This window comes from Cytobacillus firmus (assembly GCF_023657595.1).
GTDB lineage: Bacteria > Bacillota > Bacilli > Bacillales > Cytobacillaceae > Cytobacillus > Cytobacillus firmus_B.
In genome coordinates this window covers 655,009-678,986 of the sequence record NZ_CP098323.1, presented here as the reverse complement: position 1 = coordinate 678,986, position 23,978 = coordinate 655,009, and the positions used below count along the sequence as shown (strand labels likewise).

General features: G+C 38.4%; 28 protein-coding genes, 1 pseudogene and 1 riboswitch. Of the genes and pseudogenes, 5 read left to right on the top strand and 24 right to left on the bottom strand.

Annotated elements, in window-relative coordinates; genetic code table 11:
• Positions 1–358 precede the first annotated feature (358 nt).
• A complete protein-coding gene (locus tag NAF01_RS03655) occupies positions 359–607 on the top strand; it encodes a hypothetical protein (protein ID WP_250801777.1) in 249 nt (82 codons plus the stop codon).
• A 279-nt stretch (positions 608–886) separates the two neighbouring features.
• Here the strand turns inward: NAF01_RS03655 and NAF01_RS03650 are convergent, their stop codons facing one another.
• The 8 genes from NAF01_RS03650 to NAF01_RS03615 all read right to left on the bottom strand — a co-directional run bounded on the left by NAF01_RS03650 (position 887) and on the right by NAF01_RS03615 (position 6,199).
• Positions 887–1,339 (bottom strand): YoqH family protein, encoded by a 453-nt coding sequence (locus NAF01_RS03650; RefSeq protein ID WP_250801776.1) that lies wholly within the window; start codon positions 1,337–1,339, stop codon positions 887–889.
• A 113-nt stretch (positions 1,340–1,452) separates the two neighbouring features.
• Positions 1,453–1,602, bottom strand: a complete 150-nt coding sequence (locus tag NAF01_RS03645) for a hypothetical protein (protein WP_250801775.1) — start codon at positions 1,600–1,602, stop codon at positions 1,453–1,455.
• 174 nt (positions 1,603–1,776) lie between these two features.
• On the bottom strand, positions 1,777–2,151 hold the full coding sequence (locus tag NAF01_RS03640; RefSeq protein ID WP_250801774.1) for a hypothetical protein: 375 nt from the start codon (positions 2,149–2,151) through the stop codon (positions 1,777–1,779).
• Between the two features lie 119 nt (positions 2,152–2,270).
• Positions 2,271–2,843 carry a hypothetical protein gene (locus NAF01_RS03635; RefSeq protein WP_174752397.1) on the bottom strand — a complete coding sequence of 191 codons (573 nt, stop codon included), beginning with the start codon at positions 2,841–2,843 and terminating at the stop codon, positions 2,271–2,273.
• Between the two features lie 438 nt (positions 2,844–3,281).
• On the bottom strand, positions 3,282–3,680 hold the full coding sequence (locus tag NAF01_RS03630) for a GyrI-like domain-containing protein (RefSeq protein WP_250801773.1): 399 nt from the start codon (positions 3,678–3,680) through the stop codon (positions 3,282–3,284).
• Positions 3,681–3,841: 161 nt separating this feature from the next.
• A complete protein-coding gene (locus NAF01_RS03625; protein WP_250801772.1) occupies positions 3,842–4,306 on the bottom strand; it encodes a GNAT family N-acetyltransferase in 465 nt (154 codons plus the stop codon).
• Positions 4,307–4,380: 74 nt separating this feature from the next.
• A complete protein-coding gene (locus tag NAF01_RS03620) occupies positions 4,381–5,265 on the bottom strand; it encodes a gluzincin family metallopeptidase (RefSeq protein ID WP_250801771.1) in 885 nt (294 codons plus the stop codon).
• Between the two features lie 211 nt (positions 5,266–5,476).
• The gene (locus NAF01_RS03615) at positions 5,477–6,199 is read right to left on the bottom strand and encodes an alpha/beta fold hydrolase (protein ID WP_250801770.1); all 723 of its coding nucleotides are present in this window, start codon (positions 6,197–6,199) and stop codon (positions 5,477–5,479) included.
• Positions 6,200–6,464: 265 nt separating this feature from the next.
• Between NAF01_RS03615 and NAF01_RS03610 the strand changes: the two genes are divergently transcribed.
• Complete coding sequence (locus NAF01_RS03610; RefSeq protein WP_250801769.1) at positions 6,465–7,358, top strand: GNAT family N-acetyltransferase; 894 nt, start codon at positions 6,465–6,467, stop codon at positions 7,356–7,358.
• Between the two features lie 160 nt (positions 7,359–7,518).
• On the opposite strand, the gene NAF01_RS03605 is transcribed toward NAF01_RS03610, so the two are convergent.
• From NAF01_RS03605 to NAF01_RS03595, 3 genes are all read right to left on the bottom strand, one after another.
• Entirely contained in the window at positions 7,519–7,809 is a 291-nt protein-coding gene (locus NAF01_RS03605; RefSeq protein ID WP_250801768.1) for an RNA polymerase alpha subunit C-terminal domain-containing protein, read from the bottom strand.
• A gap of 174 nt (positions 7,810–7,983) precedes the next feature.
• On the bottom strand, positions 7,984–8,940 hold the full coding sequence (locus NAF01_RS03600) for an ATP-grasp domain-containing protein (protein WP_250801767.1): 957 nt from the start codon (positions 8,938–8,940) through the stop codon (positions 7,984–7,986).
• A gap of 15 nt (positions 8,941–8,955) precedes the next feature.
• Positions 8,956–10,005: an LLM class flavin-dependent oxidoreductase gene (locus NAF01_RS03595; protein ID WP_250801766.1), complete on the bottom strand. Its 1,050-nt coding sequence runs from the start codon at positions 10,003–10,005 to the stop codon at positions 8,956–8,958.
• A 108-nt stretch (positions 10,006–10,113) separates the two neighbouring features.
• Positions 10,114–10,217: riboswitch (SAM riboswitch) on the bottom strand.
• 337 nt (positions 10,218–10,554) lie between these two features.
• Between NAF01_RS03595 and NAF01_RS03590 the strand changes: the two genes are divergently transcribed.
• On the top strand, positions 10,555–11,127 hold the full coding sequence (locus NAF01_RS03590) for a hypothetical protein (protein ID WP_250801765.1): 573 nt from the start codon (positions 10,555–10,557) through the stop codon (positions 11,125–11,127).
• 229 nt (positions 11,128–11,356) lie between these two features.
• On the opposite strand, the gene NAF01_RS03585 is transcribed toward NAF01_RS03590, so the two are convergent.
• The 12 genes and pseudogenes from NAF01_RS03585 to NAF01_RS03530 form a co-directional block, all read right to left on the bottom strand.
• Complete coding sequence (locus NAF01_RS03585) at positions 11,357–11,764, bottom strand: NUDIX domain-containing protein (protein WP_250801764.1); 408 nt, start codon at positions 11,762–11,764, stop codon at positions 11,357–11,359.
• Between the two features lie 32 nt (positions 11,765–11,796).
• A complete protein-coding gene (locus tag NAF01_RS03580; protein WP_250801763.1) occupies positions 11,797–12,183 on the bottom strand; it encodes a hypothetical protein in 387 nt (128 codons plus the stop codon).
• A 52-nt stretch (positions 12,184–12,235) separates the two neighbouring features.
• Entirely contained in the window at positions 12,236–13,285 is a 1,050-nt protein-coding gene (locus NAF01_RS03575) for a flavin-containing monooxygenase (RefSeq protein ID WP_250801762.1), read from the bottom strand.
• Between the two features lie 140 nt (positions 13,286–13,425).
• Positions 13,426–13,953, bottom strand: a complete 528-nt coding sequence (locus tag NAF01_RS03570; protein ID WP_250802415.1) for a CueP family metal-binding protein — start codon at positions 13,951–13,953, stop codon at positions 13,426–13,428.
• Positions 13,954–14,097: 144 nt separating this feature from the next.
• Positions 14,098–14,796 (bottom strand): ABC transporter ATP-binding protein, encoded by a 699-nt coding sequence (locus NAF01_RS03565; RefSeq protein WP_250801761.1) that lies wholly within the window; start codon positions 14,794–14,796, stop codon positions 14,098–14,100.
• The gene (locus NAF01_RS03560) at positions 14,793–16,439 is read right to left on the bottom strand and encodes an ABC transporter permease (protein WP_250801760.1); all 1,647 of its coding nucleotides are present in this window, start codon (positions 16,437–16,439) and stop codon (positions 14,793–14,795) included. Before NAF01_RS03560 ends, NAF01_RS03565 begins: the two co-directional genes overlap by 4 nt.
• A gap of 2 nt (positions 16,440–16,441) precedes the next feature.
• Complete coding sequence (locus NAF01_RS03555; RefSeq protein WP_250801759.1) at positions 16,442–17,521, bottom strand: Fe(3+) ABC transporter substrate-binding protein; 1,080 nt, start codon at positions 17,519–17,521, stop codon at positions 16,442–16,444.
• A 227-nt stretch (positions 17,522–17,748) separates the two neighbouring features.
• A pseudogene (locus NAF01_RS03550) lies at positions 17,749–17,823 on the bottom strand (hypothetical protein); the annotation flags it as partial.
• A gap of 76 nt (positions 17,824–17,899) precedes the next feature.
• Positions 17,900–18,700 (bottom strand): peptidoglycan-binding protein, encoded by an 801-nt coding sequence (locus NAF01_RS03545; RefSeq protein WP_250801758.1) that lies wholly within the window; start codon positions 18,698–18,700, stop codon positions 17,900–17,902.
• A gap of 196 nt (positions 18,701–18,896) precedes the next feature.
• Entirely contained in the window at positions 18,897–19,442 is a 546-nt protein-coding gene (locus tag NAF01_RS03540) for a hypothetical protein (RefSeq protein ID WP_250801757.1), read from the bottom strand.
• Positions 19,443–19,489: 47 nt separating this feature from the next.
• Positions 19,490–19,873: a VOC family protein gene (locus NAF01_RS03535; protein WP_048009761.1), complete on the bottom strand. Its 384-nt coding sequence runs from the start codon at positions 19,871–19,873 to the stop codon at positions 19,490–19,492.
• 90 nt (positions 19,874–19,963) lie between these two features.
• On the bottom strand, positions 19,964–20,242 hold the full coding sequence (locus tag NAF01_RS03530) for an ArsR/SmtB family transcription factor (protein WP_061792423.1): 279 nt from the start codon (positions 20,240–20,242) through the stop codon (positions 19,964–19,966).
• 171 nt (positions 20,243–20,413) lie between these two features.
• Between NAF01_RS03530 and NAF01_RS03525 the strand changes: the two genes are divergently transcribed.
• On the top strand, positions 20,414–21,418 hold the full coding sequence (locus tag NAF01_RS03525; RefSeq protein ID WP_250801756.1) for a DUF3231 family protein: 1,005 nt from the start codon (positions 20,414–20,416) through the stop codon (positions 21,416–21,418).
• A gap of 295 nt (positions 21,419–21,713) precedes the next feature.
• On the opposite strand, the gene NAF01_RS03520 is transcribed toward NAF01_RS03525, so the two are convergent.
• Complete coding sequence (locus NAF01_RS03520) at positions 21,714–22,607, bottom strand: DMT family transporter (RefSeq protein WP_250801755.1); 894 nt, start codon at positions 22,605–22,607, stop codon at positions 21,714–21,716.
• Positions 22,608–22,920: 313 nt separating this feature from the next.
• On the opposite strand from NAF01_RS03520, the gene NAF01_RS03515 reads away from it, so the two are divergent.
• Complete coding sequence (locus NAF01_RS03515; protein WP_250801754.1) at positions 22,921–23,790, top strand: LysR family transcriptional regulator; 870 nt, start codon at positions 22,921–22,923, stop codon at positions 23,788–23,790.
• Positions 23,791–23,978: the final 188 nt, after the last annotated feature.

Here is a 23,978-nt window from a genome sequence, read left to right as displayed (position 1 = left end):
TGTTAACTAGGTTCGTATAAGACAAAGCACAGCAGTCATTTAGGCAATCCCCAAATTAGGCATAATGTGTTCAACTGTTTCATGAGTTGTTCTATATTATTATCAATATGCAAGAGTAGTTTTACCACTTACCATCGGTCCAGTAATTAAATAGATCAATGAAATCCCTCTATTATTAATTCTTTACTCGAATCACCTAGAAAATAGTATTAATTTTAAGATCTCTTTATGATTTCTATTTCAAGGAATAATATTGAGTAAATTTACCTTTTTTAATTGGTATTTTTACTAAATTTTTGAATTCGGGAATTAGTTTGTATAAGGTTGCCTTGAAAATAATTTTTTTAGGGGGAATTTTATGTCACATCATAATAAGAAAAGAATTACAGAAAAAGATAAGGAAATATATAGTGCACTTTATAAACTATACAAGGAAAGTCAATCTGGAGTAGGGCCAAGTCAGATTGGAATTAATCTGGGAAGAGAAAAATATGATGCGGCTTCTTATTGTAATTTATCACTTAAGAAACTTATTGAATTTCAGTTGGTAAAGAAATTACCAGAGGGCAAATATAAGCCCTCAAACATGGATATTAAAGAAATTTAGATGCCTTTGAGAAGTTTGTAAAGAAATCTATATAAGAGGACATTACATATTTTATATAACTAAAATGTAATGCCCTTTTTACTTTTAATAATCATTCTTTTAAAGTACGAGATGTTTTTCACCACTCACTTCAAGATGCCTATTGAAGTAATGCACCCTATAGGTTAAGTGCAATACTTCACAATGTAGAAACTTTTCATAAAAACTGTTGTCGTGATGGTTTGTCTAATACTAAAAAAGGCATTACATCATTGTTGAAGTAATTCACCTTAGATATAGCTACTTACACTTATTGATACTGCTTCTTAGAATTGGTGGGCCCAATTTTTCATTTTTTGAATTAGAAAGACGAACCTGCACTTCTACATTTTCCATCTTTGCTGTTATCACATCAAATCTTCCTGCCCAAGTCGGACTATCTATTTCTGGAGTAGGATATAGTCTGAAACGCCAACTTATTTCACTCGGCTTAAAAGCGAATCCTTCATAACTGTCGTAATTGCCAAAAGAGGATGGTTCAGGAAGGTGAACTCCAAGGATACTTATATTAGTTCGTGCAAAACTAGGCGGACGTAACTGCACTTTATAAATTAATGCTGTACCCTTCGCATTTTCAAGTTTTTCATCAGTTGGTTCCAAGACCATACTGCAAGGTAAGGTTGCTGCCTTTGATTGTATAGGATAAATACAAAAGGTTGAAATGATAAATACACTTAAAATAAATCGTTTCATAAAGCACCTCTAACAATTCTTTTGGTTAATTTACCCTCATTATGTGCCAAATATGATACTCCCTGCTCAAGGGTAAAGAAAAACGATTCTTCCGTAATGAAGAATCGTACAAGTTACTTTGAGAAGACGTTATAAATAATAAAAGCAATAATTAATCCAATTACAATTAATCCACCGATTGTAGGACTGCCATAAAATGCCCTATTCCAACCGTCATTGGTCTCTATTTTGCTTTTTTCTTCATTCTTATTAGCCTTTTTCAATATAACACCTCCTAACGTGTTATGCCTTTTCCTTTTGTAAATGAATATTCCCTTTCCTTAGCAAGAATACCTTTCTTCCACTAACCTGCCCCGTTTGTTAAATAAGAAAAAAACTGCCTGGTTCGGCAGCTGGTCTTGATTATAAGCACTGGTATATTTAGCTAGAAGTTATGCTTATTGAGTTAATTGTTCTTTGAAGATCTGTTTGAAATACGGCTTAAAATCAATTTCAATACTTTGTTGAGAGTCCTCATTAATAACTGTTAATAGTATACTGGCACGTTCTTTTTTATCTGCTGTAATTTCAAATTTTTTGACCCGTTTTAGGTCTAGAATTGATAACAATCTATTTGAAATACTTTGAGTTACTTGTATTTCAACTTCACTATAGGAAGGGGAAAGCTTAACAATAAAGTCCTCCTCTCCATTAGAGAATCGGTATGTGGCTTCATTATAATAGAATGGTAAGTCTTTTGAAGTAGTATCTAATAATGTTGGTTCACATTCAAATAAAGAAAGAAAGTCGTTCTCTTCTGGAAATATAGGCATTGTACCATCACCTTTTTCATCTCTATTTTATCATTTCTTCTTCAACAAACCTGCCCCTTTTGTTAAATAAAAAAGGCCGCCTAGTTTGGCAGCTGTTCTAAATATATGAAACAGTTAGCTTAATAAGCATTATTCTTCTTCATGTCATCACCTTCAACCAATGTATCGTTTATTTGCGTTATGACAGTTCCTTTTGGTAAGTTCGCAATAAATTGATCATGCGGAAAATATTTTTCCTCGTTTGAAAATAAATAAAAGCCAGCTCCATCGTGAAAAACAGTAATAAAACTAGTTTCTGTTTCTGCTTCTATTTTGAAGATCGGGATGGACCGTTTCCTTTTTCTTAACCACTCAATAACTTCCTCAGCTTTGAACCTTAAATTGTCGGAAAAGGAAATTGAATAAAACTCATTTTGAGTTGGAAGCCAATATGTTTCATTTATTAATTGAGCTAAAGAATCCGGATCATAAATCTTAGCAGTAAAGCAAGGCGGGTGATATTGGTGTTTCCCAGAGAAATCATAATAAGTTCGCTTTTCTTCAAGTATATTTAGCCTAAAATCGATATTATTCTGTTTTAAAAAAGTGATATATTCTTCAGTTTGTTCCTCATAAACAATAAAGGTAATAAATAATGGATACCTATTTTGGTGAAATAAAAATTCCAGTAAAAAGTTTTTATTTTCATCCACATAATTTTCCCCATCAGCACTAATAAAATAGGCAGAATCCAATTTTCCGTCCAGGCTCATATAATGTCCCAAATCATCGAGAAACTCGTTTGAAACTGGTTCTTCTACAATCCATATTTCCGCCATATTTACTCCTCAGTATATTATTAAAGTCTAATTTTCTTTGATGCTTACAAATGTTACAACCAAATTCACCATTTCTAACTTTTGATTTAAATGAGAATTACCGCAGTTGCAGCAGCGGCCAGCTAAGGTGTTATCAAGACCTGAATTAAAAAAAGATAGTAAATAAAAGGACATTACATATTTTATATAACTAAAATCATATGTCCTTCTACTTTTAAATTAATCCTTTTTTTATAGTAGGAAATGTTTTTCCAACCCTCGCTTGAAGATTATTAGTGAAGTAATGCATCCGTTTTTTATTAACATTGTAAACTATTTAATTGCTATGTGAATCTCAATTTGACCATTAGGATAATATTTTTCAAAGTCAAATGAATAAGCTCTAATCAAATCTTCCTTCTCTTCACGACCCCATATCTCCTTCCAAGCGTTAAGTACCCCAAATTCATCTAATGTATCCACTTCAAAAATTTCATATTTACTTGTGTTTGGAATTTTAACCATGGAATCGTTATCACTACTTTCTATTGCTACACTTAATGTATAATCGCCTTTATAATCAGTCTCGTAATCATAATACAAACCATATTTAACCTCATCCTGATTCCTCAAAATACTTGATGCCTCTTTCCACATTTCTGTAATCTTATGCACAATAGTTTCATCTTTAAAATTATTAGTTCTAACACTCTTAATTATTGTTAGGTTCATTAAATTACCCCTCTCATTTTATTTTACTTATTTCTACAAAAATAAAAATTTCACCTTCTTATTTAACAATACTGCCCCCGTTAGCCGAATAAGAAAAAGGCTGTATTTTTTGCAGCCAGGATCTTTAAGGAAAGCACCCGCTGGGTTAATAACAAAACGCTTTATAGAAAAAGTTCCATTTCACTTTCCTTATTAGTAAAACCCATTTTTTTATAAAGAGGTTTGCCCTCCTCAGATGCGTGCAGCCAGATGCGTTTAACCCCACTTCTTTTGCATTCATTAATACAATGTTCAAGCAGATGTTTTGCCAAACCTTTACCACGATACTCAGGGATGGTATACATATTAAGAATGTAGGCTTCAATCCCTTTAAGATTTTCTAAATATGGTGGTCTTTTAAACAGAACCATACTACTGATACCTACAGGTTCTCCATTTATCTCTGCCATATAGGATATAAAATCATTATTTGATAATGCTTTCTGTAAATACTTCCTTGTTGCAGTTTCCATAAGTTGTTCTTCTTGAGGAGAACTCAACTCGTCTAATTCCTTTAGTAATGCCAAGCGTAAATTGATTATTGTATCGATATGTTCAATGGTGACTTTAATAGAATTGAACATCATAAACACACCCTTTCTTTTGAACACCGAAGAAATAATATCAAACAGCGGGGCTAGCCTCTATTATTAGAAATAAATTATTCCCTGGTAAAAAACTTAGGATCAATTTGGTCAATCACAGAAGCAGCATCATAAAAATACCTCATATAAAGCTTATCTCCATATGTTAGTTCCGTTTGACTTTCTTTTACATAAGCTATCCAATCATTTTCAATCTCACTAATATTCTTTCCGTATACTTCTTCTATTTTAGAAGCTAAGTCTTCTTTGTTGTAGATTCCCTCAAACTTTTCCAATCCATATGTATCGATTAAATAGGTGACAAAAGAAGCTGATTGTATATAGCTCATCCATTGAAGGGTGTACTCTTCTTGGTTTGTAAGCGGGGGACGAAAGTAGGCATCGTCTTGGTTTAGATCGATCAATTTACTAATTGGAATTGTTTTATTGATGTCGAAAAAGTACTTCATAATCTTATGAGAGTGTGATTTTTGTTTCCCATACTTATCTTCCATATAAGTAGCAAAACCCTCTTGTGTCAAATAGCCCATACCTGAATCAAAGTTATTCCCATAACCAAGTAAGGAATGGGTCAATTCATGGACAAGGGGATATTGATTTTCCTTAACGGAATAAAGTTTGAGTTCCGATCTTAACCCCCATGATGCTTGGTTTCCTTTATTAAGAAATACATTTATTCGCTCGGATGGAGCATAGTTAGTATGAATTGAGTTCTGAACATCATCATATGCATCAAGGAGTTCTTCTTTTATAGATTCTACTTTTTCTTGTGGAACCTTTACTGTATTAAAAATCTGAAAGGTTATTTTACCATCTGCTGTAACGGCGATATTTTCTTCATTTTTTTCTTTTTTTACTTTTTCTTCAGGAACAGCTGCATCTCGAGTGCATGCTGTTAATAAAAATATTGATATGAGACAGATGACTCTAAATCTAAGCATATTATTCACCTCAGAAAAAACAGTATCTTCCAAATATACGGAATTAAAATCTGAAAGTTTCATTTTTGATAAAAAATACAACCATCTATTTGAACTCCAATTTGTTTCTAATTTTATTACTAAAACACTTTTAATTTACTTTTATTTATCAACAATCTCCCTCGATTGTTTAAATAGAAAAAAAGCTGCCTGATTAGCAGCTTAACTTGAACTACTTCTCAATTAACTTTTTTATCGCCCAGACCACCAATTCCGGTTCGTCATTTTGTATGTAGTGGGCACTGTTTTCAGCAATGACCAATTCGCCATCTGAGGATATTTTAAGAATCTCTCTCTGCAATTCATTCCATAACTTTTGGGATTCCATGGAATAATGAGCTTTCTTACCCGCTGAAAGAACAATTAATGGTACATTTAACTTTTGCCTAGTGTCTTTTAACTGCTTTAAACTTTCCATAAATTCATCATAATTTCCTTCGTAAACGAATTGCTTGTTATATGCTTGCTGAAAATCTTGTGACATAGCAGGGAGAAATCGTTCTCTGTAATCTTCGGGAGTAGAGTCAATCAAGACTAGTCCACAAACTTCATTTGGATATTCTGCAGCAAACATCCGCATATTAACTCCGCCAAAGGAATGACCTGCTAAAATATAGGGAGGCTTAATCTTGGCTTCATTAAGCATTTCCTTTAATTCTTTTACCATTTCACGGCTGGTTCTGGGGTTAGAGCTTGATTCACTTTTCCCAAGTCCAGCTCTATCATAAATTAGTATACTAGAAAGCATTGAAATCTCCCTTAATACTGAATTCCAGGTCTTAGAAAAGTCTCCGTATCCGGCATCCATTATGACTGTTGGTTTTCCGTTATTTTCTCCCATTAATCTAGCGTATAGTTTACATTTACTTATAGGTATAAACATTTCCTTATCCATCGGTTCATTCCTCTCATTTTGCCAACTAACATTAGTTAAAATTTAACAATACTGAAACTATTATTCAACGATCCTCCCCGTTAGTAACATAACAAAAAGCCACCTGGCTTGGCAGCTTAATATTTAATGAATGATGTCTGGTCCCCCACCGACTTTAAAGCTTAAGGCACTTATTTTAAGTAAAGGCTGCTTATTGTGCTGCTGTATACCTATTCATTTTCTTTCGTTCATGTGTATTATTTTATTTAAGGGGAGGTATGTGTAAATGAAAATTGAGCGCTTATCAAATGGAAGAGTAGAAGATTTTTTAAATTACTGCAGGCTTCATAAAGGAGCAGTCGATTCTTCCTATTTATATGAAGATGATTTAAAACAATTTCAGAATACTGAAGAGAACCCAGCCTATTTAGCAATTGATGAAAACGGGAAAGTAAAAGCAGCCGCTTCCTTGATTATGGATGAATATGCGAAACGCGGGCGGAAATCAAGATTCCGCATTTTCCACTCTGAGATTGAAGATATTGATGTTTATAAAGGCTTAATGAACCAATTGTTGAAGTATAAAGAAGGCTACGATAAATATTTTATATTTATACCACTTGATAATAAGAAGCTGCAAAGCAATGTATCACAATTACAATTTACAGCAGAACGGTATTCGTTTATCCTTTTACGAGATCATTCACCGGTTGCGTCAGTAAATTTTCCGGAAAACTATGAAATCAAAAGTTATGAATCAGGGAAGGACGAAGAAATCTGGTGTATGGTCCGAAACACTGGTTTCGCTAAGCTTAAAGGGAGCGAAACACCAATGAGCCCGGACCAAGTAAAGAAAATGATGGCTTCTGATGACTATCTCGATGGCGGGGCCATGATACTCTACCATTATGAAAGGCCGGTTGGAGTGGTGAAATGTTCCGACGATGAATATGATGATATTCAGACGATGAATATCGGGTCTCTTGCCTTGATTCCAGAGTACCAAGGTAAAGGATTAGGAAGAATGCTCCTGCGGAAAGCTCTGCAGTTTGGATTAGACCAGTCATACAAACAAATATATTTATCTGTAAATGGAGAAAATGAGCAAGCAAAATCATTGTATTTACAAGAAGGATTTAAAGAGGCAGAAGGCTTTGTGTGTTACTCTTGCCATTTTTAAATACTTAAACAAAAATATGGCAGTCTGGAATTTTAACAAGAGGTTCCGGCTGTTATTTTTTTCACTCATAATGTTGCAGCCCACTATTCAATTCACTCCATAACTTCTGGGTTCCATAGAATAATGAGCTTTCGTACCCTGAAAAATAAGAGCCAGCGATTTATTCTTTAAATGATAGCCCTTCTTCTTCTAAGGAGGTTCTCATAATAGGCAGGGAAGCTGGTCCAATACCATGAAGTTTTAATATTTCTTTTTCTTTGTAATTTGATAGTTTTTCCAATGTATCTATTCCTTCGAATACCAATGCATTCCTTGCAGGAGCACTGAGTTTTGAAAGGAAGCCACTTTTGGGTTTATTCTCTTTATCACAGGCAGGGCAGCTTTTACACTCACTAGTTTTGTAAAATTTATGTCCCTTTTCACAAATCCTTAAACTTTTACCTGCTGCCAAGATAATTCCTCCAATCCTAGTCTAATCCTGTATTATCTATTATAAATCGTATATTCATTTTATAAACTATTCGTATTTACCGCCACCCTATTCATGACTTCCCTTTTCATTTAAGCTTCCCGATTGGTTAAAAAAGGATCGGCTGTAATGAACAGCCGATCTTTGAAATTCAATTTATACAGATGCTGCTGCAGCGTATTTTTCTTCTAGTATCTTCTTTAGGAAAGCAGCTAATTCGAGCATGCCATACTTACCGGCTTTCGCTTCCGCATCTGAATTATAGTTTGTGTTTGTATTAATATCATATGTAAAAATGTCACCTTCAGCATTTCTGATAAATTCGATTCCAGCGACTTGAATATCATTCCTGGCCAGAACCTCTTTATATTTTTCCAAAGTTTCGTCTTCAAATTCATCAATGATCTGGAACTTAGGCTTTTCTTCAACCTCTTCTCCTACGGGACAAAATAAGTCGCCAATCTGGCAGGTATCCGCCGGACAAAGTTCAAATCCTTCAGAAGTATCAACCCGGACAGCATAAACAAATCTGCCCCCAACAAATTCGCAGCGCGTGATATAGCTTTCAGGTGATTGAATATATTCCTGAATAAGAGTAATGCCATCTACCGGTTCTTCGAAGGAAGGGCCTTCCACATAAGATTTTAAAGCTTCAATACTATGGAATAATTGAACACCCAGACCTTTGCCGGCACGATTATGCTTTGTGATAAACGGCTGTCCGGCAAATGCTTCGGCTGCCTTTAGGATATTTTGTTTTCCAGCCGCTGCAATAGTTTTTGGAGTCCTCACACCAGATTTATTTAACTCCAAGTATTGTAAAACCTTACTTACTTCCAGCTTTAAAGCGTTCGTTCCATTAATCACCGCACGGTCATGTGCTTCAAGCCAGGCCAATACTTGTCCGGAAAATTCAGCCGCAAAACGGTGATCACGTGTATGAGAAGAAGCACTCATACGGCTATAGAAAATACCTTCCGGCGGTTCTGCCGATAAATCCAACGTTCCTTCGTCTAAATGCCATTCTTCATAAGGAACACCCAGTTCCTCCAATCTTTTTGTCAAATGGACTGTCCACTCACTATTTTCATGTATAACGTATACCTTGCTCACTATTCAGGCCCCTTTCTAGCTCTTTATTAAACTGCGTTTTTGTTCCACTAACGGCATAACGGTCTTTGCGAAGCGTTCCATTTCCTCCAGCTGAGGTGAAAATTGCAGCAACAGCAGGTCCAGCCCAACTTCTTCATATTGCAGGATCCGATCAGCAATTTGTTCTGGTGTTCCTACTAGATTTGGACGCAGACCTCTATTGGAAACAGAGTAATCCTGCAGCTGAATCTGCTGCTCCAGATGTGACTTTGTCGTGAAGTCCTTAAAGCCGGCATAACCGCTGGAATCCTTCACAGTCGTGATTTTTTCAAGCTCAGCGAGTGCCTCTTCTTCTGTCTCACGGCAAATAACATACGCTGCCATTCCGAATGAGCTGAATGGCACATTGCCCGCTTGTTGACGCCTCGCCTTCATATCGGCTATTTTTGTCTCAATCTCTTCTACCGTTCCGCCGTGCATCACATAAGCATCACATTTTTCGGCAATGGTCTGCTTGCCTTTTTCACTTTCACCGCCTGCATACAGAATCGGATTAGGCCGCTGAACAGGCTTAGGAGCAAGCTTTGTATCGTTTAAGTTGTAAAATTGGCCGGAATAACTGAAGGTATCTTCTGTCCATAACCCTTTTAACACATCAATGAACTCCTCGGTGCGGGCGTAACGCTCATCATGTTCTGTAAAAACACCGCCATACTGGCGCGCTTCTTCGGCCCACCAGGCAGAAACAACGTTAAGGGTAAAACGGCCATTGCTGATTTGATCAATATTAGCGGCCATTTTTGCTGCTACTGCCGGATTATGAAAACCGGGACGAATCGCGGTCATAATTTCAATTTTCTCTGTCACTGCGGCAAGCGCGGCAGCCGTGGACCAGGCTTCAAGAGAATCATGGCCCGGTCCTTTAATATCATTTAAATATAATTCCGCGATTAACGTAGTCGAGTATCCCCATTCTTCTGCCGACTGAATGACGTTTTTAGCATACTCAAAGGTTGGCGGCATACTTTCATCTTCGACATTCCGCAGCCATCCTCCAAAAATCGGCAGCCAGAAACCATATTTCATTTTTCTTTCTCTCCCTATCTTTCAAATATCTACTTTTCTTATCATTTAAGTAGGATTTACAAACAACTAAAAAACTCTCCTCCAAAGAAGAGAGTTTTTTATACTCTCTTCTCATCTTTCAAGCGATGCGCTTGCTGGAATTGGCACAGTATTCATCAGAACCTGCTGCCGAGGTTTCAAAGGGCCAGTCCCTCCACCTCTCTGGATAAGAAGAAAAAACTATTCAGCTTTTTAATTATTTAAAGTGATAATAATTTATATAGATCAAATTGTCAATTAAATATTTCTAAGCTCTAAATATTTTTAATACGCTTTATTTTCCCACAATACTTGCTGCAACGTTTTTAAAGTAAAGCACCCTTTACTTAAAGTGTATTTCAATCTTTTTTACGTTCTTCTCTTTCACACTCCCGAAAACTGTTGTTTTATTAAAAATATCAAAATACATTATATACTCAAGAGTCTTCCGACATTATGAATTCTTGTGAATATTTTCCTATTATAGAGCTAAAATATCCTTAAATATACTTTATAAGGGTGACTCGGTAAATGCCGGATAAGCGACTTGAGCAATTTGATCATATAGTGAGAATGGGAAAAGAGGGACAAGAGGCTTTAAATAAGTATTGGTTAGATTTTGAGCTTTATACTTCATTTGAATACTGGTTAATGGCATCTCTTCTTATAGGCCCTCTTATCTACCTATTTTTTAAAATTGATAAAAACAAAATATTTTTCTTTGGTTTCTATGGTTACAGTATTCATGTAATATTTGGATATATCGATTTGTTCTCAAAAAATTCAGGATATCTAAATTATCCTTTCCCAGTGATCCCCATGCTGCCAGGGTTAACCCTTGATTCGAGTTTCGTTCCTGTTACTTTTATGCTTGTTTACCAATGGACGATAAACCGGGAAAAGAATTACTATCTGTATATGATCATTACCTCTGCGGTTATGGCATTTATCTTTAAGCCGGTTCTGTTCGCAATAGGGCTAATGAGGCTTTATGGAAACACAAATTATATCTATCTATTTGCTGGTTATTTAATTGTCATAACGATAGCTAAATTTATCATGAGTGTGTTTTTGTGGACAGAGGCTAAATACAAAAAAGGATAAATGGATTTACATTCATCCTTTTTCCTTTTTAGCCAACCTGGACTTTGAGTTTTAAAGAAGAAGCTGCCTGGTTAAGCAGCTGTTTCTGGGTTTGCGAATCTTTATATTAATAACTGCCAGACTGAACGCTGCAGCTGTGTTTTTCATTAGAATCAAATTACCTTACTTTTATTAACTGGATTTACATCTTTCTTATATTTCATAAGATCCAGCACTTTTATAATTCCACTCAATAATCTTCTCTACAGAAAGTAAAAGAAAATAGAGTAATTAAAAAATCTCGATCTTCGGGGAAGGATAACTCTAAGGTTCTTAATTCCTCGAGACTCTTCCAGTCAATGTCATAAATTAGTTGATCAGGATCCTGAATGGCTGCTTTTCCTCCAATAATCTCCACTTCAAAATATCTTACTTCCCCGCTGCAGCTCACTTTATTGAAAATAGGCTGTATAACCTTCACCTCAAACCCTGTTTCTTCCCTTACTTCCCTGATGCAGCATTCCTCAAACGTTTCTCCTTCTTCCAAACCGCCTGAAGGAACAGACCATCGTTTCGGTTCGTCTGCTGCCCCCTGCAATACCATTAAAACCTTATCCCCTCTAATGCAAACTCCCGCCGAGCCAAGCCACTTTTGCATTTTAACTCCCCCATATTTCTTACTTTCGATAACTATTCAACACTATTAGTGCTATTTCTTTCATGAAAATCCTCAAGTGCTTCTGCAGCCAGCTCTAACGCTTTTATTCTTCTTTCCAAAAGTATCCTCTGGGGACTTCCATCTTTTAATTTGGCATAAGCGCTCTCTATTGAAGGTATTAAACCACTAAGAACTTTGCTGGCTTCTGCTAAATCCTCCCCGTTATAAGGATGGGGCCGCTGATTCCATACATTCTCCAGGACAGCCAAGCCGATGCAGCATGCTTTGTACCGCTTTTCTACCAGAGTAGTATTGGCACCTTTCTCAGTCATCTGAGTCAGGGCCTTTCCAAGTTTACCGATTGTCGATTGAAAGGATTTGATGGATTCCAATTTAACTGCATTTGATACGTTTTCCATGATAGGCGCTGTCCTCTCTTCATTTTGTTATAGTTTATATGACTTAATCATTCTATGTTCTATTAAAAAGCACTACACTAAGCAAATATTCCGCATCTTTCCCAACTCCACAAATCAAAGCGGATCCTCGCTGATATTGCCAGGGCAGACCTATAAAATAGAGCCCACATATTTCAGTCACTCCCCTTTTATGTACCGGTTTTCCTTCAGCAGAGACCACACCATCTATATGAATCCAATCGTATGAGGGAACAAAACCCGTAGTCCAGATGATACTTTCGAAGTTCCTCTGAGTCCCATCTCCAAAGAGAACTTCTGTACCACTGACCTGTAAAACTTTTGGCTTTACATCAACCTTTTTATTCTGAATGAGTATTTTCAGCTCTTTTCCAAAAATCGGGTCCTTCTGTTTCTGAAACCAGCTGCCTTTAATCGTATCTTTCCCCGCAAACAGCAGCCCGAGTTTTTCCAGCCAATAAAAAATGCTTTTCCCCAGTATTGTTAAGGGTAAAAATTTCATGTGATGTCCAGCAGCTATTGTGACTTTGCGAGCTTTGGCCAGCTCCACAGCAAGCTGCGCACCTGAATTGCCGCCACCCACAATCAATACTTCACCACCTGGCACTTCTTCCGGGGATCGATATTCTGAAGAGTGAAGCTGGAAAGCACCTGTTCCATCTTTAATAAGAGGAGGTATATAAGGTTTTTGAAATGCACCAGCTGCGATGATAACTTGTTGAGCTTTAATGATACCGCTGTTAGTCTCTATAATAAATGAACCGTCTGGCAGCTTATTCAACTGAGTGACGTTCGTATCCAGCATGACCGGAAGATCAAAATGCGTCACATAGTCATTCAGATAATCTGCTATGTCATCCTTCGTCGGAAAATCCTCTGATGGACCTCTCATTTGCAGTCCGGGCAGACCGCTATACTGGCGCGGAGTAAATAAAACAAGGGAATTGTATCTTTGTCTCCAGGAGTCCCCAATCCCACCGTTTTTTTCTATTATCACAAAGGATACCTTCTCTTTTTTAAAAAAATATCCCATCGCTAATCCGGCTTGACCACCGCCAATAATGACAGCTTCATACTTTTTCATGGCCATCGCTCCCCGCGTTACATTCAAATATACATTTGAATATTATTATACATAATATCCAGAAAAAGGAATACGATTTCTCAAAAAAAGAGCCGCCTAATGGCAGCTCGATAGCAGGTAATAGCCTGCAGCAGATCCTTTTATGTTAATTGCATCGTGGTAATGCAAGTAGCGTCATCCTTAAACGTTGAAATTTCCGATTCTGATGCTTTTCCATCATGCTTAATCTTTATTTGATAAGTTTTGTCTCTTGGAAGCCATAAATCGAAAAATCCATTAGCCTGGGTTTTGATCGTATCATCCAAAATCACATTGCCTTCCGAATCCTCAATATATACATCAAACTCTTTTTCAGCCAGTTCACCTTGACAACCTGTCAAGCTATGATTCGTTCAAGGGTGCGTTTCATTAGCGTAAGGGGCAATCGATACGAAGAACTCTTCTTCCGGCAGATCATAGGATAATTCTTCTCCGTCCGATTCTTTAACGATCAGCTGCTCTGAGCTAATGGAGGCAGATCCGGTCTTTATGTTTCCAACGCTGTAATCCTTCACTAATGCTTTGATGTCTTCAGTCTCTGAAACAGCATCATCCTTGGAATCTGCTTGTCCACATCCAGCTAATGCCATAGAAATCAGTGAAGCAGCAAGAACCAATTTGATCTTCATCATTTTCACATCCTTATTCTGTCTTCTTCTCTTACTATACCAAAGTACTATAGCAAATAAATATGAACAATTTATGAAAGCTTCCAAAATAAAGTGTCTGGCAGAACAGCAAAAGGGCCCGCTTCTTTAGCGGGCCTTACAGAGCTACCTTACAAACGTAAGTTTACTTTCCTTCCCATGAGCTTCACTTGGTCTGCCTTCCGCTTTTCCAAATACGATGCTTCTGCCGCAGATGGCTTCCACATCTTCTTTATCATGCGTCACCATGATACAGGTCATGTTTGCCTTTTTCAGTATCATCAGAAGCTCATCCCTTATCGATCCTTTTAAATTCGCATCCAAATTGCTGAATGGCTCATCCATCAGCAGCAGCTTGGGCTTGGGAGCCAGAGCCCTTGCCAGAGCAATCCGCTGCTGCTGACCGCCGCTTAGCTCATGCGGATATCGTTTCTCAAACTCTGTCATCTGAACAAGCTCAAGCATCTCCCTGACACGAGGATATCTTTCCTTCCTCGGGAGGCGTGATAAGCCAAATAAAAGATTATCCTTTACTGACATATGAGGAAACAGGGCATAATCCTGGAATACCATGCCCACTCCGCGGGCTTCCGGCTGTATAAACGTCTTCTCTCCAGCTGCTTCCGTGCCTGCGATTTCAATTCTTCCCGACCTCGGAATTTCAAGACCTGAAATCAATCTGAGCAGCGTGCTTTTACCGCTGCCGCTCTGTCCGAGTATGCCAACGATTTCCCCCTCGTCCACTCTAAAAGAAAAATTCTCAATTACAGGAACACGGGATTTTGGAAATGAAAATGTCAGATTTTGAATGGTAAGGATGTTCATTTCTTCACCTTCTTATCAATCATTTGGAACACTGCAACAGATAAAACACTTATGAGGATAATCATGAGAGAAGGGATGGCTGCTTCATGAATCATCTCATCTTTTGCGTATTGATAGGTCTTCGTGGCAAGGGTATCAAAGTTAAACGGCCTGAGCAGCAAAGCCAAAGGCAGTTCCTTAATAATCTCTACAAATGTTAAAATAAACCCGCTGAATAAAGCTCCTTTGATCAGCGGTAAATCCACCTTGAAAAAGGTTTTGGTGACACCGAACCCGAGCATTCTGGATGCCTCAGTGTATTTTGGCCCGATTTTTTCAAATCCGATTTCAACAGCATTATAGCCTGTTGCCATAAAACGGATGGTATAGCCAATTACGAGCATAGCCAGAGATAAACTTAAGATAAGGGGAGCTTTTCCCCATCCCATATAAGCATAAAATGGCGCAAGCAAAGAATCAAGTTCAATAAATAACGCAAGGATGCCAATCGCAATAATCGCCCCTGGAATCGAGTAGCCGGCTGTTGCGAGCTTGGATAAGACATAGGCTCCGTTCGAATGCGACCTCGTTACATTGGCGATAATCACAGCAAATAAGAGTATCAGCGCCGTAGAGATCATCCCAACAAAAACAGTCTGGTTTAACAGGGTAAAGAACGTGTCGTTCCATACCTTTGCGAAGGTCAGCCTGGTCCATGCCAGCAGCTGTACCACAGGTATAAAGAACCCGAGCAGGAAGATGGCCGAACAATAGCTGAACACCGCTGCTGCCTGAAGCCCCTTTAGCTTTTTGCGGACCAGAGGCCTTGATTTGCTGCTGATATTATAGCGTCTCCCCTGCCTGAGCAATTTTTCTATAAAAAATAATCCAACGATAATGACCATTAGCCATGCCGCCAGCCTCATGGCTGAATCTGCATCATACATGCCAAACCATGTCTGGAAGATGGCTGTCGTAATCGTATGGATGCCAAAATAGCTTGTTACTCCGTAATCACTTAAGACTTCATAAATGACAAGCACAGCGCCGGCCACGATTGCCGGCCTGGAGAGCGGCAGGACAATTCTTACAAAAATCGAAAAAGGCTTTCTTCCCAGCAGCCTTGCATTTTCAAGGAAAGAAGAGCTCTGGTTTTCAAGAAACGCTCTGCAGATAATGTATACATACGGAAAAAGAAAGATCGTAAATATAAATACGGCCCCTCTCAGTGAGGAGATTGACAGCCACTCCGGATTGATCTGATAATCGAACTTGTTCCTTAATGTAACCTGTACGACCCCTGTGTAGCTTAACATCGTCCGATAGGTGTAAGCAGCGATATAGGGAGGAATGGCCAGCGGGAGAATAAGCCCCCAGCTAAAAAAGCACCTCAGCGGGAAATCGTATGCGGCAACGAGCCAGGCCAGGCTCACCCCTAGTATGGCTGTAAATAGCCCTGTCAGCACTACAAGAATAATCGAATTGGCAGCATAAGTTTTTAATAGATATTCCCTAATCTGAAACCAGTTTTCATTCGGTTCCTGGAAAATAGAAAAAAAGATAAACAAGATGGGCAGCAAAATAATTGCAGCCCCAATCAAGCTTACCAGCCACCATCCGTTAAAATCTTTTCGAAAAAAATGTTTAACAGATTCCGTATTCATGTTTATTTCCAGCCTGTTTTATTAAAAATTTCAATCGCTTTTTGGTTATGCTTTCCTAAAGTATCAAAGTCAAGCTCCTGCATTTTAAAGTCGCCCCATGACTTAAGGATTTCAGGCTTTTCTGCGTCAGGGTTAACCGGGAACTCATAGTTGTTTGCTGATAAATATTCCTGAGCTTCTTTTCCAGTCATGTATTCGATTAGTTTCGTTGCATTTTCAGGGTTTTTGCTGTGCTTCGTTAAACCAATTCCGCTGATATTCACGTGTGTGCCGTTTGTTTCCTGGTTAGGGAAGAATACACCAAGAACTTCTGCCACTTTCACTTCTTCAGGGTCTGATGAATTGGCAAGCAATCCCACATAGTACGTATTCATAATCCCTACATCACCAGTGCCGGCTGCAATAGCCTTCGCCTGATCGCGGTCACCGCCATCCGGCTGACGAGCGAAGTTTTTCACAATGCCTTCTGACCATTCTTCAGCCGCTTTTTCACCATTCAACTCAATGAAAGAAGCAAGCAAAGACTGGTTGTAAAGGCTTGTTGAAGAACGGGCAAGCACTTTGCCCTTCCACTTATCACTTGTTAAATCTTCATAAGTTGATAATTGATCAGGTGAAACTCTATCCTTTGAATACACGATGACACGTGCTCTGGTCGCCATTCCAATCCACTTGTTTTCCTTATCACGCATGTTCTCAGGAACATTTTCGCTGATCACGTCGGATTCAACCGGCTGAAGAATATCATTATCTTTCGCGTGTGCAAGGACACCGCCATCCACTGTAATAAATAAGTCGGCTTCCGTGCTTTCGCCTTCACGCTTCAGTCGCTCAATCAGCTCTTCCGCTTCCCCTTTAACGACATTAACCTTAATGCCGGTTTCTTCTGTGAAATCTTTGTAGACTTGTTCATCTGCTTCATAATGTCTGGCAGTATAGACATTGACCACCTGCTCTTCCTTTTTGGAAGCGGTGTCTTTTTCTTTTTCACCTTCAGATGTGCCTTCTCCCCCACACCCGGCAAGAGCCAGAGCTAGAGCTGTTGTGGCAATAAAAGGCTTTAGTAATCTCGATAAGTTCATGTTTTCTTTCCACCTTTATATATGTATTTGAAAATGATAATTATTATCACTTAGTTAATTCTATATATTAATATTCATTTCGTCAACATTCTTTTGCTATGAAAATAATAAATTTGTCAAATGAAATGTTTTATTCAGATTAATCACTATAAATCTATGTAAAAAGCAACAAGATCCTGATGCGTATCAGGATCTTGTTGCTAAGGAATTCCCGGAACCTCTATTTTCTACCTGATCGCACACCGGTTTGGACCAATTTCAATTTCACGCTGTCCTTCTTCCTCTGGTGAGATTTTGCCCATATACCCCGGCCCATTGCTTTAGAGTTTTTTAAAACAAAAAAGCTGTCCCGCATGATTGTGCGGGACAGTCCCATACCTATTCGATTATTTCCACACGAACTCTTTTTCTCCCCCACTGAAGGGCATCGCCCTGGTTTGGAATGAACACATCGATTGAACTTCCGTTTATGCCCCCGCCAATGTCTGCTGCTATTGCAGTTCCATAGCCTTCCACTTTCACGATGGAGCCAAGCGGAATGACACCGGGATCAACCGCAATCACTTTTGCATCAGGATATTTCTTTAAATCAAGTCCCATCCTGGTCACACCTGAACAGCCATCACAACTCGCTGTATATGCTGTGCTTTCCACAGTCAATGTTTTGCCTGCCGCTGTGCCACGTTGGGACTTTCGATCGAGCGCTGCTCTTGTGGCAGGTCCGGCAATTCCGTCCACAGCCAGTTCCTGCTGTTTTTGAAAGCTCTTGATAGCGCTCACTGTGCCATTTCCATAAATACCATCTAAATTAGATTTATAGTGCCCTGCTTGCTTTAATTGATATTGAATTTGGATGACCTGCTTTCCAATGTCCCCGTATCTAAGCACTTTTAGTGCGTGGTTAGTCTGCGGTCCGGCAATTCCATCAGCCTTCAGATTACGCTTACGCTGAAAATCCTTGACGGCTTCCACCGTGATGCTTCCATAGTATCCTGTCGAAGTATGGTAAGGGAATACCCCTTTTGTCATCAGGTAATCCTGCAATTCGGCCACATCTGACCCTGATGATCCATTGGCAAGTGTACGATCCCCGAGCGCCGCTTCTGTAAACGAAGGAGCAGCCAGCATGAGAACCACAGCCACGAGGGCCATTAGCATGTTTTTAAATCTCAATAACATTATTAAATCCTCCCCAATTTCCTTTGATATAAAAGAATTCGGGAGGAATTGACATTATTCGAGTGTTGCAAACAGAATCACAACGTTCGTCCCTCTATCATCCATTATATTGCAATAATGTATTCTATTTTGTCTGTGTATATATTACCCAACATTATAAGAAAAAGCTGAAGACCTTTATCTTCAGCAATTTGATCTATTTCCATATATCCAAGTACTTTTTCTTGTATTTTTTGTCATCAACAGTATCAATCAAATCTAAAGCTGTTTGTTTGATAGCCTCATCATTCAGACGATCATATAAATTTTTCATATTTTGAAGGATGTCATTACGGATTAACGTGTAATTTTTTTCATTTGTTCCATTAATAAAACGTTCAGCCATTACTTCCATGACCATTTCTTTTTGGGGTGTACCGGAAATCCCGACTTTCCATATAGATTGAAGGCTATGTCTGGCTGTAACAAACTTTTCATCTTTTGTTACCTCCCACAGCTTAGGGAAATCCCTCATAATTCTCATCTCTGGATCGCTTTTAGCCAGGTTAGCTAAGTATTGAGCTGCACGGGAGCGTTGATGGTTATCTTTATGAGTCAAGTCCTCTACTAGCTGATCCCATACTTCATACGCCCAATCAACTTCTTTGTCAGTAGCATTTAAAATGTGCTGATAAGCTTCATAACGCTCATCTTTATCGCCTGACTTTGATCTTTGAAATTCCACTTTCAGCTGTCTGTCCATTGTTCACCGCCTTACTTACAGACAAGAATTTCTTTTATTTTATAAAGCTACTTCTGCGCTATTTGAATAAGGTTGCCGCATGTATCATCGAATACAGCCAATGTGACATCCCCCATTACTGTCGGCTCCATAGTAAACTTCACTCCGTGGTTTATTAATCGGTTATACTCTTCGTGAAGATCAGCAACGCCAAACATTGTGGCCGGAATTCCTTCTGCAAAAATCTTCTTTTGATATTCTGTGGCAGCCGGATGTACATTAGGTTCCAGCAAAAGCTCCGTCCCATCTTGATCTTCGGGAGAAACCAGGGCGATCCACCTGTGTTCCCCGACTGGGATGTCATGCTTTTTTACAAACCCCAGCGTTTCGGTATAAAATTTCAATGCCTTCTCCTGATCCTGGACGAAGATACTGGTAACAATAACTTTCAACATGTATTTGCCTCCTTTGATAATTGTAACGGGCTTCCAGCAAAGCCCACACGTACCTCTGTATGAATCCTTATTCCGCTTTTAGTAAGGTTACTCCAGCCATCTTTCCAGCAGATTCTTAAGTGGCTGGTTATTAAAAATAATTACCCGATATTTTCCCTTTCGTTCGGATCTAATGAGCTGTGCATCTTCCAATACTGAAAGATGTTTAGCTATTGCCTGCCGCGAAATGGAAAGGCCGTGCTTCATAATGAGACGAGCCGTCAGTTCATATAGCGTCATCTCTTTGCGTTCGGACAGTTCGTCCAATATAAGCCGCCGGGTCGAATCACCAAGTGCTTTGAATATAGCGTCTTTGTCCCAATTCATATTATGATTATAAGCAACCCGTTTGTTGCTTGTCAACACACGCAACTTAAAAGTTGCACAAAAAAAGATTCCGTATCCATTTTGGAAGTAAGTACCGAGAACAAGTGGTTTAGCCAAAGAACTGCATATATCATTCTGTATTGGTAAAAAATACGGAAGAGGTGAGAACAATTGGAAAATGATAATTTAAAGCTTACATCTTCCGAAATAGGAACCCTATGGGGGGAGTATGTAAACGGAACAATGACCGAGATTGTAAATAGGTATATGAATTCAATTATAGAAGACGAAGAAATAAAACAAGTTTTTGAAATAGCAATTAAGACAGGGGAAAAGCAAAAGAAGCAGCTTGTCTCCTTCATTGAGAAGGATGGATTTCCAATTCCAATTGGTTTTTCGGAGTCCGACCTCAATAAAGGTGCTGAGAGATTGTTTTCAGACATATTCTGCCTGAATTATTTACATATTATGACTATCCATGGTTTGTTAGGTCATACAACCGCTTTAGGTGTTTCGGTCAGAAAAGACATACGGGAGTTTTACAGCTCATGTGTAGATGATGCCAAAAATATGTACGATTTAACCATTGAGCTGCTTCTGAAAAAAGGAGTTTTTCAGAGAGATCCCTATTTTTATCCTGCCGAAAGCCCTGAAATTATTACTGCAACAGATTTTACTGATGGATTTTTCGGAAAAGGAAGACGTTTATCTTCTACAGAAATAATCAGTATCTCCCTTAACATTAAAAAGGGAGTTATGGCAAAAGCACTTTCCATCGGATTCAGCCAAGTCACAGAATCGAAAGATATAAGGAAGTTTTTTGAGGAATTAGAAAAAACAGCCGATGAAAACCTCCAGGCTCTTTCAAAAATATTGCACAAGGATAACTTGCCAGTCCCAATGTCGTGGGAATCAGAAGTTACAACGTCAAAGGACTCTCCGTTTTCCGATAAATTAATGTTATATCATCTGGGTTTCCTGGTGCAGACTGCACAAGTATATTACGGAACAGGCCTGGCCGGATCCATGCGGACAGACCTGGCCTTAACTTATGAAAAAGCAATTCTGAAATCCTTGAGAGTCACCCGAAAATGGTTCGGCATTATGGTGAAGAACAAGTGGTTAGAACAGCCGCCGCTTGCTCCCAATAGAAAAGAACTTGCACAGGATAAATAAGTTATCCCCCTCATTTTTGTGAGGGGGATATTTTTAATTCATTTAATAATAATTCCAATATAAAGAAGTAATTCCTTCTTCACAAAACCTGCCTTGCTTGGTTAATAAAAAAAGCCGCCTGATTTGCCAGCTGATCCTGAACATTACTACCGTTACAATAAGTACAATTCTTCACAATGTAAAAACGTATTATCGACCTTGACAAGGTAATTTAAAGTTAAAGGTTTCACAAATTCTATGATTATGACCCCCCCAAAAAAACAGTGGGAAACAAGTGCTTCCCACTGTTTTAAATTTATTCAGCAGGTGTTTTCATTAATTGTTTTGAATAATTGACTGATCTAAATTCACTAACAAGTGTAGAGCCTATTAGCAATACACCACCAAGCATTTGAACAATTGTCATGTGTTCTTGCACAATAATTGCAGAAATCAATATAGCTACAAAGGGATCTACATAACTTAACATAGCTATACTCTGCCCATTTAATTTTTCCATACCAGAGAAAAATAACCAAAACCCAATCCCTGTGTTGACGATTCCTAAAATTAGCATATAAGGGATGGAAGAACTCGATATTTCAAAGATGCCAAATCCTTCGGCAAGGAAAACATATGGCATAAGCAGTAACGTGGTTGTTCCAAGCTGAATAATGGTCTGCTCTAACTTTCCCATTTCTTTGATAAATTTATTTAATAGTAATAACGCAGCATAAAATGCAGCTGCGATTAATCCAAAGGAAAGTCCAAGAATATCATCTGATTCCGATGCACTCATGCCTTCTCCTACAATCATTAACATACCAATGATCGCTACACCAATACAAACCATTTTTTTAATGGATAATTGTTCCCGAAGTACAAACGGTGAAAGAATCATCACAAGCACAGGCGCAAAGTAATAACCCAGCGTTGCATTGGCAATGGTCGTATAGTCATACGATTGATAAAGAAAAATCCAATTCCCTCCCAATGCAATGCCTGAAAGAATCAATAAAAAAGCATTCGTTTTTACTAAACTCCATGATATTTTTTTCTTCATCATAAAGAATATCAACAGTAAAAATATGCATCCCAGGAAACTGCTTAGTAAAGCTCTTTCGCTCGAAGCTAAGTCAATGTACCGGACCACCAGACCAATTGTACCGAAAGTAATCATTGATAATATAAACTGAATTTTAGAATTCATCGTCTGCTCCTGCCAATCTGCGAATCAGCTTGTATTTCGCAGATTCTTAATATGTTTGCTTAATTTCACATTTCAATCTCAGTCGGAATGTGATTAGCATAGGTTAGGAAGTTATTGACGCCCCTTTCTTGCGGCGGAGACTTAAAGCAGACCGGTGCTTTTTTCATTATTTCACTCACAAAAAACATTTTTTTTGTTCTCCTTTCCTGTCTTGAATTTTTGATAGTAATAACATATCATGGTGTCACACATTACAAAAACGAATGTTTCTCATGGTACACATGACAAAACCAGATGGGAAAGGAAAAGAGCTATGAATATCCAAAAATATATGGCATTTGTCAAAGCAGCAGAATTCGGCAGCTTCACGAAAGCTGCCGAAGTACTGGACTATACACAGTCTGGGATCAGCCGTATGATAAACGATTTAGAAACGGAATGGGGGGTTTCCCTTTTTGAAAGAGGCCGTGCGGGTATCAGTTTAACCTCTGATGGCTTAAAATTGCTGCCCCAACTGAAGCGGATTTGCAATGAGTATGAAATCTTAATGACGCAGATCGAAGACTTACACCATATACAATCCGGGATGATTCGTATTGGGACATTTTCCAGCGTAGCGACTCATTGGCTCCCTAACATGATCAGAGTTTTTAAGCAGGATTACCCGAGGATTGATTTTGAACTTCTGCTTGGTGATTATACAGAAATTGAAAGATGGGTTTTAGATGGACGTGTGGACTTCGGCTTTGTGCGGCTGCCGTCAAAAGCAGAACTTGAAACGATCTTTTTGGAGCAAGACCGTTTGCTGGTTGTAATTCCGCAAAATCATCCGCATGTAAATTGCGAGAAGTTTCCAATCAACGGCTTACTGAACAGTCCGTTTATGCTATTGGAAAAGGGAGCAAAAGCAGAGATCTCTGAAATTTTTGAGATGCACCATATTTCTCCGCAAGTCAATTTTACAACTTGGGATGACTATGCAATTATGTCTATGGTGGAAAACGGGCTGGGAATCAGTATATTACCAGAATTGATTTTACAGCGTATTCCACACAAAATTATAGCGAAAGAGCTAGAAGTTCCTGCTTTTAGAAATATTGGTATTGCTATGAGAGACCAAAAATCACTTTCTCTTGCATCCAAGAGGTTTTTAGAATATTTATCATATAGAAACAGGGATTAAAAAGGTGTGATGGAGAAATCATGTATTCACACTGTTAAAATACCACATCTTTCCAATCCTGATTTCTCTCTCCACTTATCTTTGGATTTAATTTTGTCTAGCTTAATTTCATGTCGTAAAAAGGTTATTATTTAATTTAACGATTTCAAAAACTGCCTGTTCAGCTGACAGAAAGGCACCTTCAAGAT

Excerpts from the sequence above, each read along its gene's own strand:
- NAF01_RS03655 (WP_250801777.1), top strand. The coding sequence starts at position 359 with ATGTCACATCATAATAAGAAAAGAATTACAGAAAAAGATAAGGAAATA.
- NAF01_RS03650 (WP_250801776.1), bottom strand. The coding sequence starts at position 1,339 with ATGAAACGATTTATTTTAAGTGTATTTATCATTTCAACCTTTTGTATT.
- NAF01_RS03640 (WP_250801774.1), bottom strand. The coding sequence starts at position 2,151 with ATGCCTATATTTCCAGAAGAGAACGACTTTCTTTCTTTATTTGAATGT.
- NAF01_RS03630 (WP_250801773.1), bottom strand. The coding sequence starts at position 3,680 with ATGAACCTAACAATAATTAAGAGTGTTAGAACTAATAATTTTAAAGAT.
- NAF01_RS03625 (WP_250801772.1), bottom strand. The coding sequence starts at position 4,306 with ATGATGTTCAATTCTATTAAAGTCACCATTGAACATATCGATACAATA.
- NAF01_RS03620 (WP_250801771.1), bottom strand. The coding sequence starts at position 5,265 with ATGCTTAGATTTAGAGTCATCTGTCTCATATCAATATTTTTATTAACA.
- NAF01_RS03615 (WP_250801770.1), bottom strand. The coding sequence starts at position 6,199 with ATGGATAAGGAAATGTTTATACCTATAAGTAAATGTAAACTATACGCT.
- NAF01_RS03610 (WP_250801769.1), top strand. The coding sequence starts at position 6,465 with ATGAAAATTGAGCGCTTATCAAATGGAAGAGTAGAAGATTTTTTAAAT.
- NAF01_RS03595 (WP_250801766.1), bottom strand. The coding sequence starts at position 10,005 with ATGAAATATGGTTTCTGGCTGCCGATTTTTGGAGGATGGCTGCGGAAT.
- NAF01_RS03590 (WP_250801765.1), top strand. The coding sequence starts at position 10,555 with ATGCCGGATAAGCGACTTGAGCAATTTGATCATATAGTGAGAATGGGA.
- NAF01_RS03585 (WP_250801764.1), bottom strand. The coding sequence starts at position 11,764 with ATGCAAAAGTGGCTTGGCTCGGCGGGAGTTTGCATTAGAGGGGATAAG.
- NAF01_RS03580 (WP_250801763.1), bottom strand. The coding sequence starts at position 12,183 with ATGGAAAACGTATCAAATGCAGTTAAATTGGAATCCATCAAATCCTTT.
- NAF01_RS03575 (WP_250801762.1), bottom strand. The coding sequence starts at position 13,285 with ATGAAAAAGTATGAAGCTGTCATTATTGGCGGTGGTCAAGCCGGATTA.
- NAF01_RS03565 (WP_250801761.1), bottom strand. The coding sequence starts at position 14,796 with ATGAACATCCTTACCATTCAAAATCTGACATTTTCATTTCCAAAATCC.
- NAF01_RS03560 (WP_250801760.1), bottom strand. The coding sequence starts at position 16,439 with ATGAATACGGAATCTGTTAAACATTTTTTTCGAAAAGATTTTAACGGA.
- NAF01_RS03555 (WP_250801759.1), bottom strand. The coding sequence starts at position 17,521 with ATGAACTTATCGAGATTACTAAAGCCTTTTATTGCCACAACAGCTCTA.
- NAF01_RS03545 (WP_250801758.1), bottom strand. The coding sequence starts at position 18,700 with ATGTTATTGAGATTTAAAAACATGCTAATGGCCCTCGTGGCTGTGGTT.
- NAF01_RS03540 (WP_250801757.1), bottom strand. The coding sequence starts at position 19,442 with ATGGACAGACAGCTGAAAGTGGAATTTCAAAGATCAAAGTCAGGCGAT.
- NAF01_RS03530 (WP_061792423.1), bottom strand. The coding sequence starts at position 20,242 with ATGAATTGGGACAAAGACGCTATATTCAAAGCACTTGGTGATTCGACC.
- NAF01_RS03520 (WP_250801755.1), bottom strand. The coding sequence starts at position 22,607 with ATGAATTCTAAAATTCAGTTTATATTATCAATGATTACTTTCGGTACA.
- NAF01_RS03515 (WP_250801754.1), top strand. The coding sequence starts at position 22,921 with ATGAATATCCAAAAATATATGGCATTTGTCAAAGCAGCAGAATTCGGC.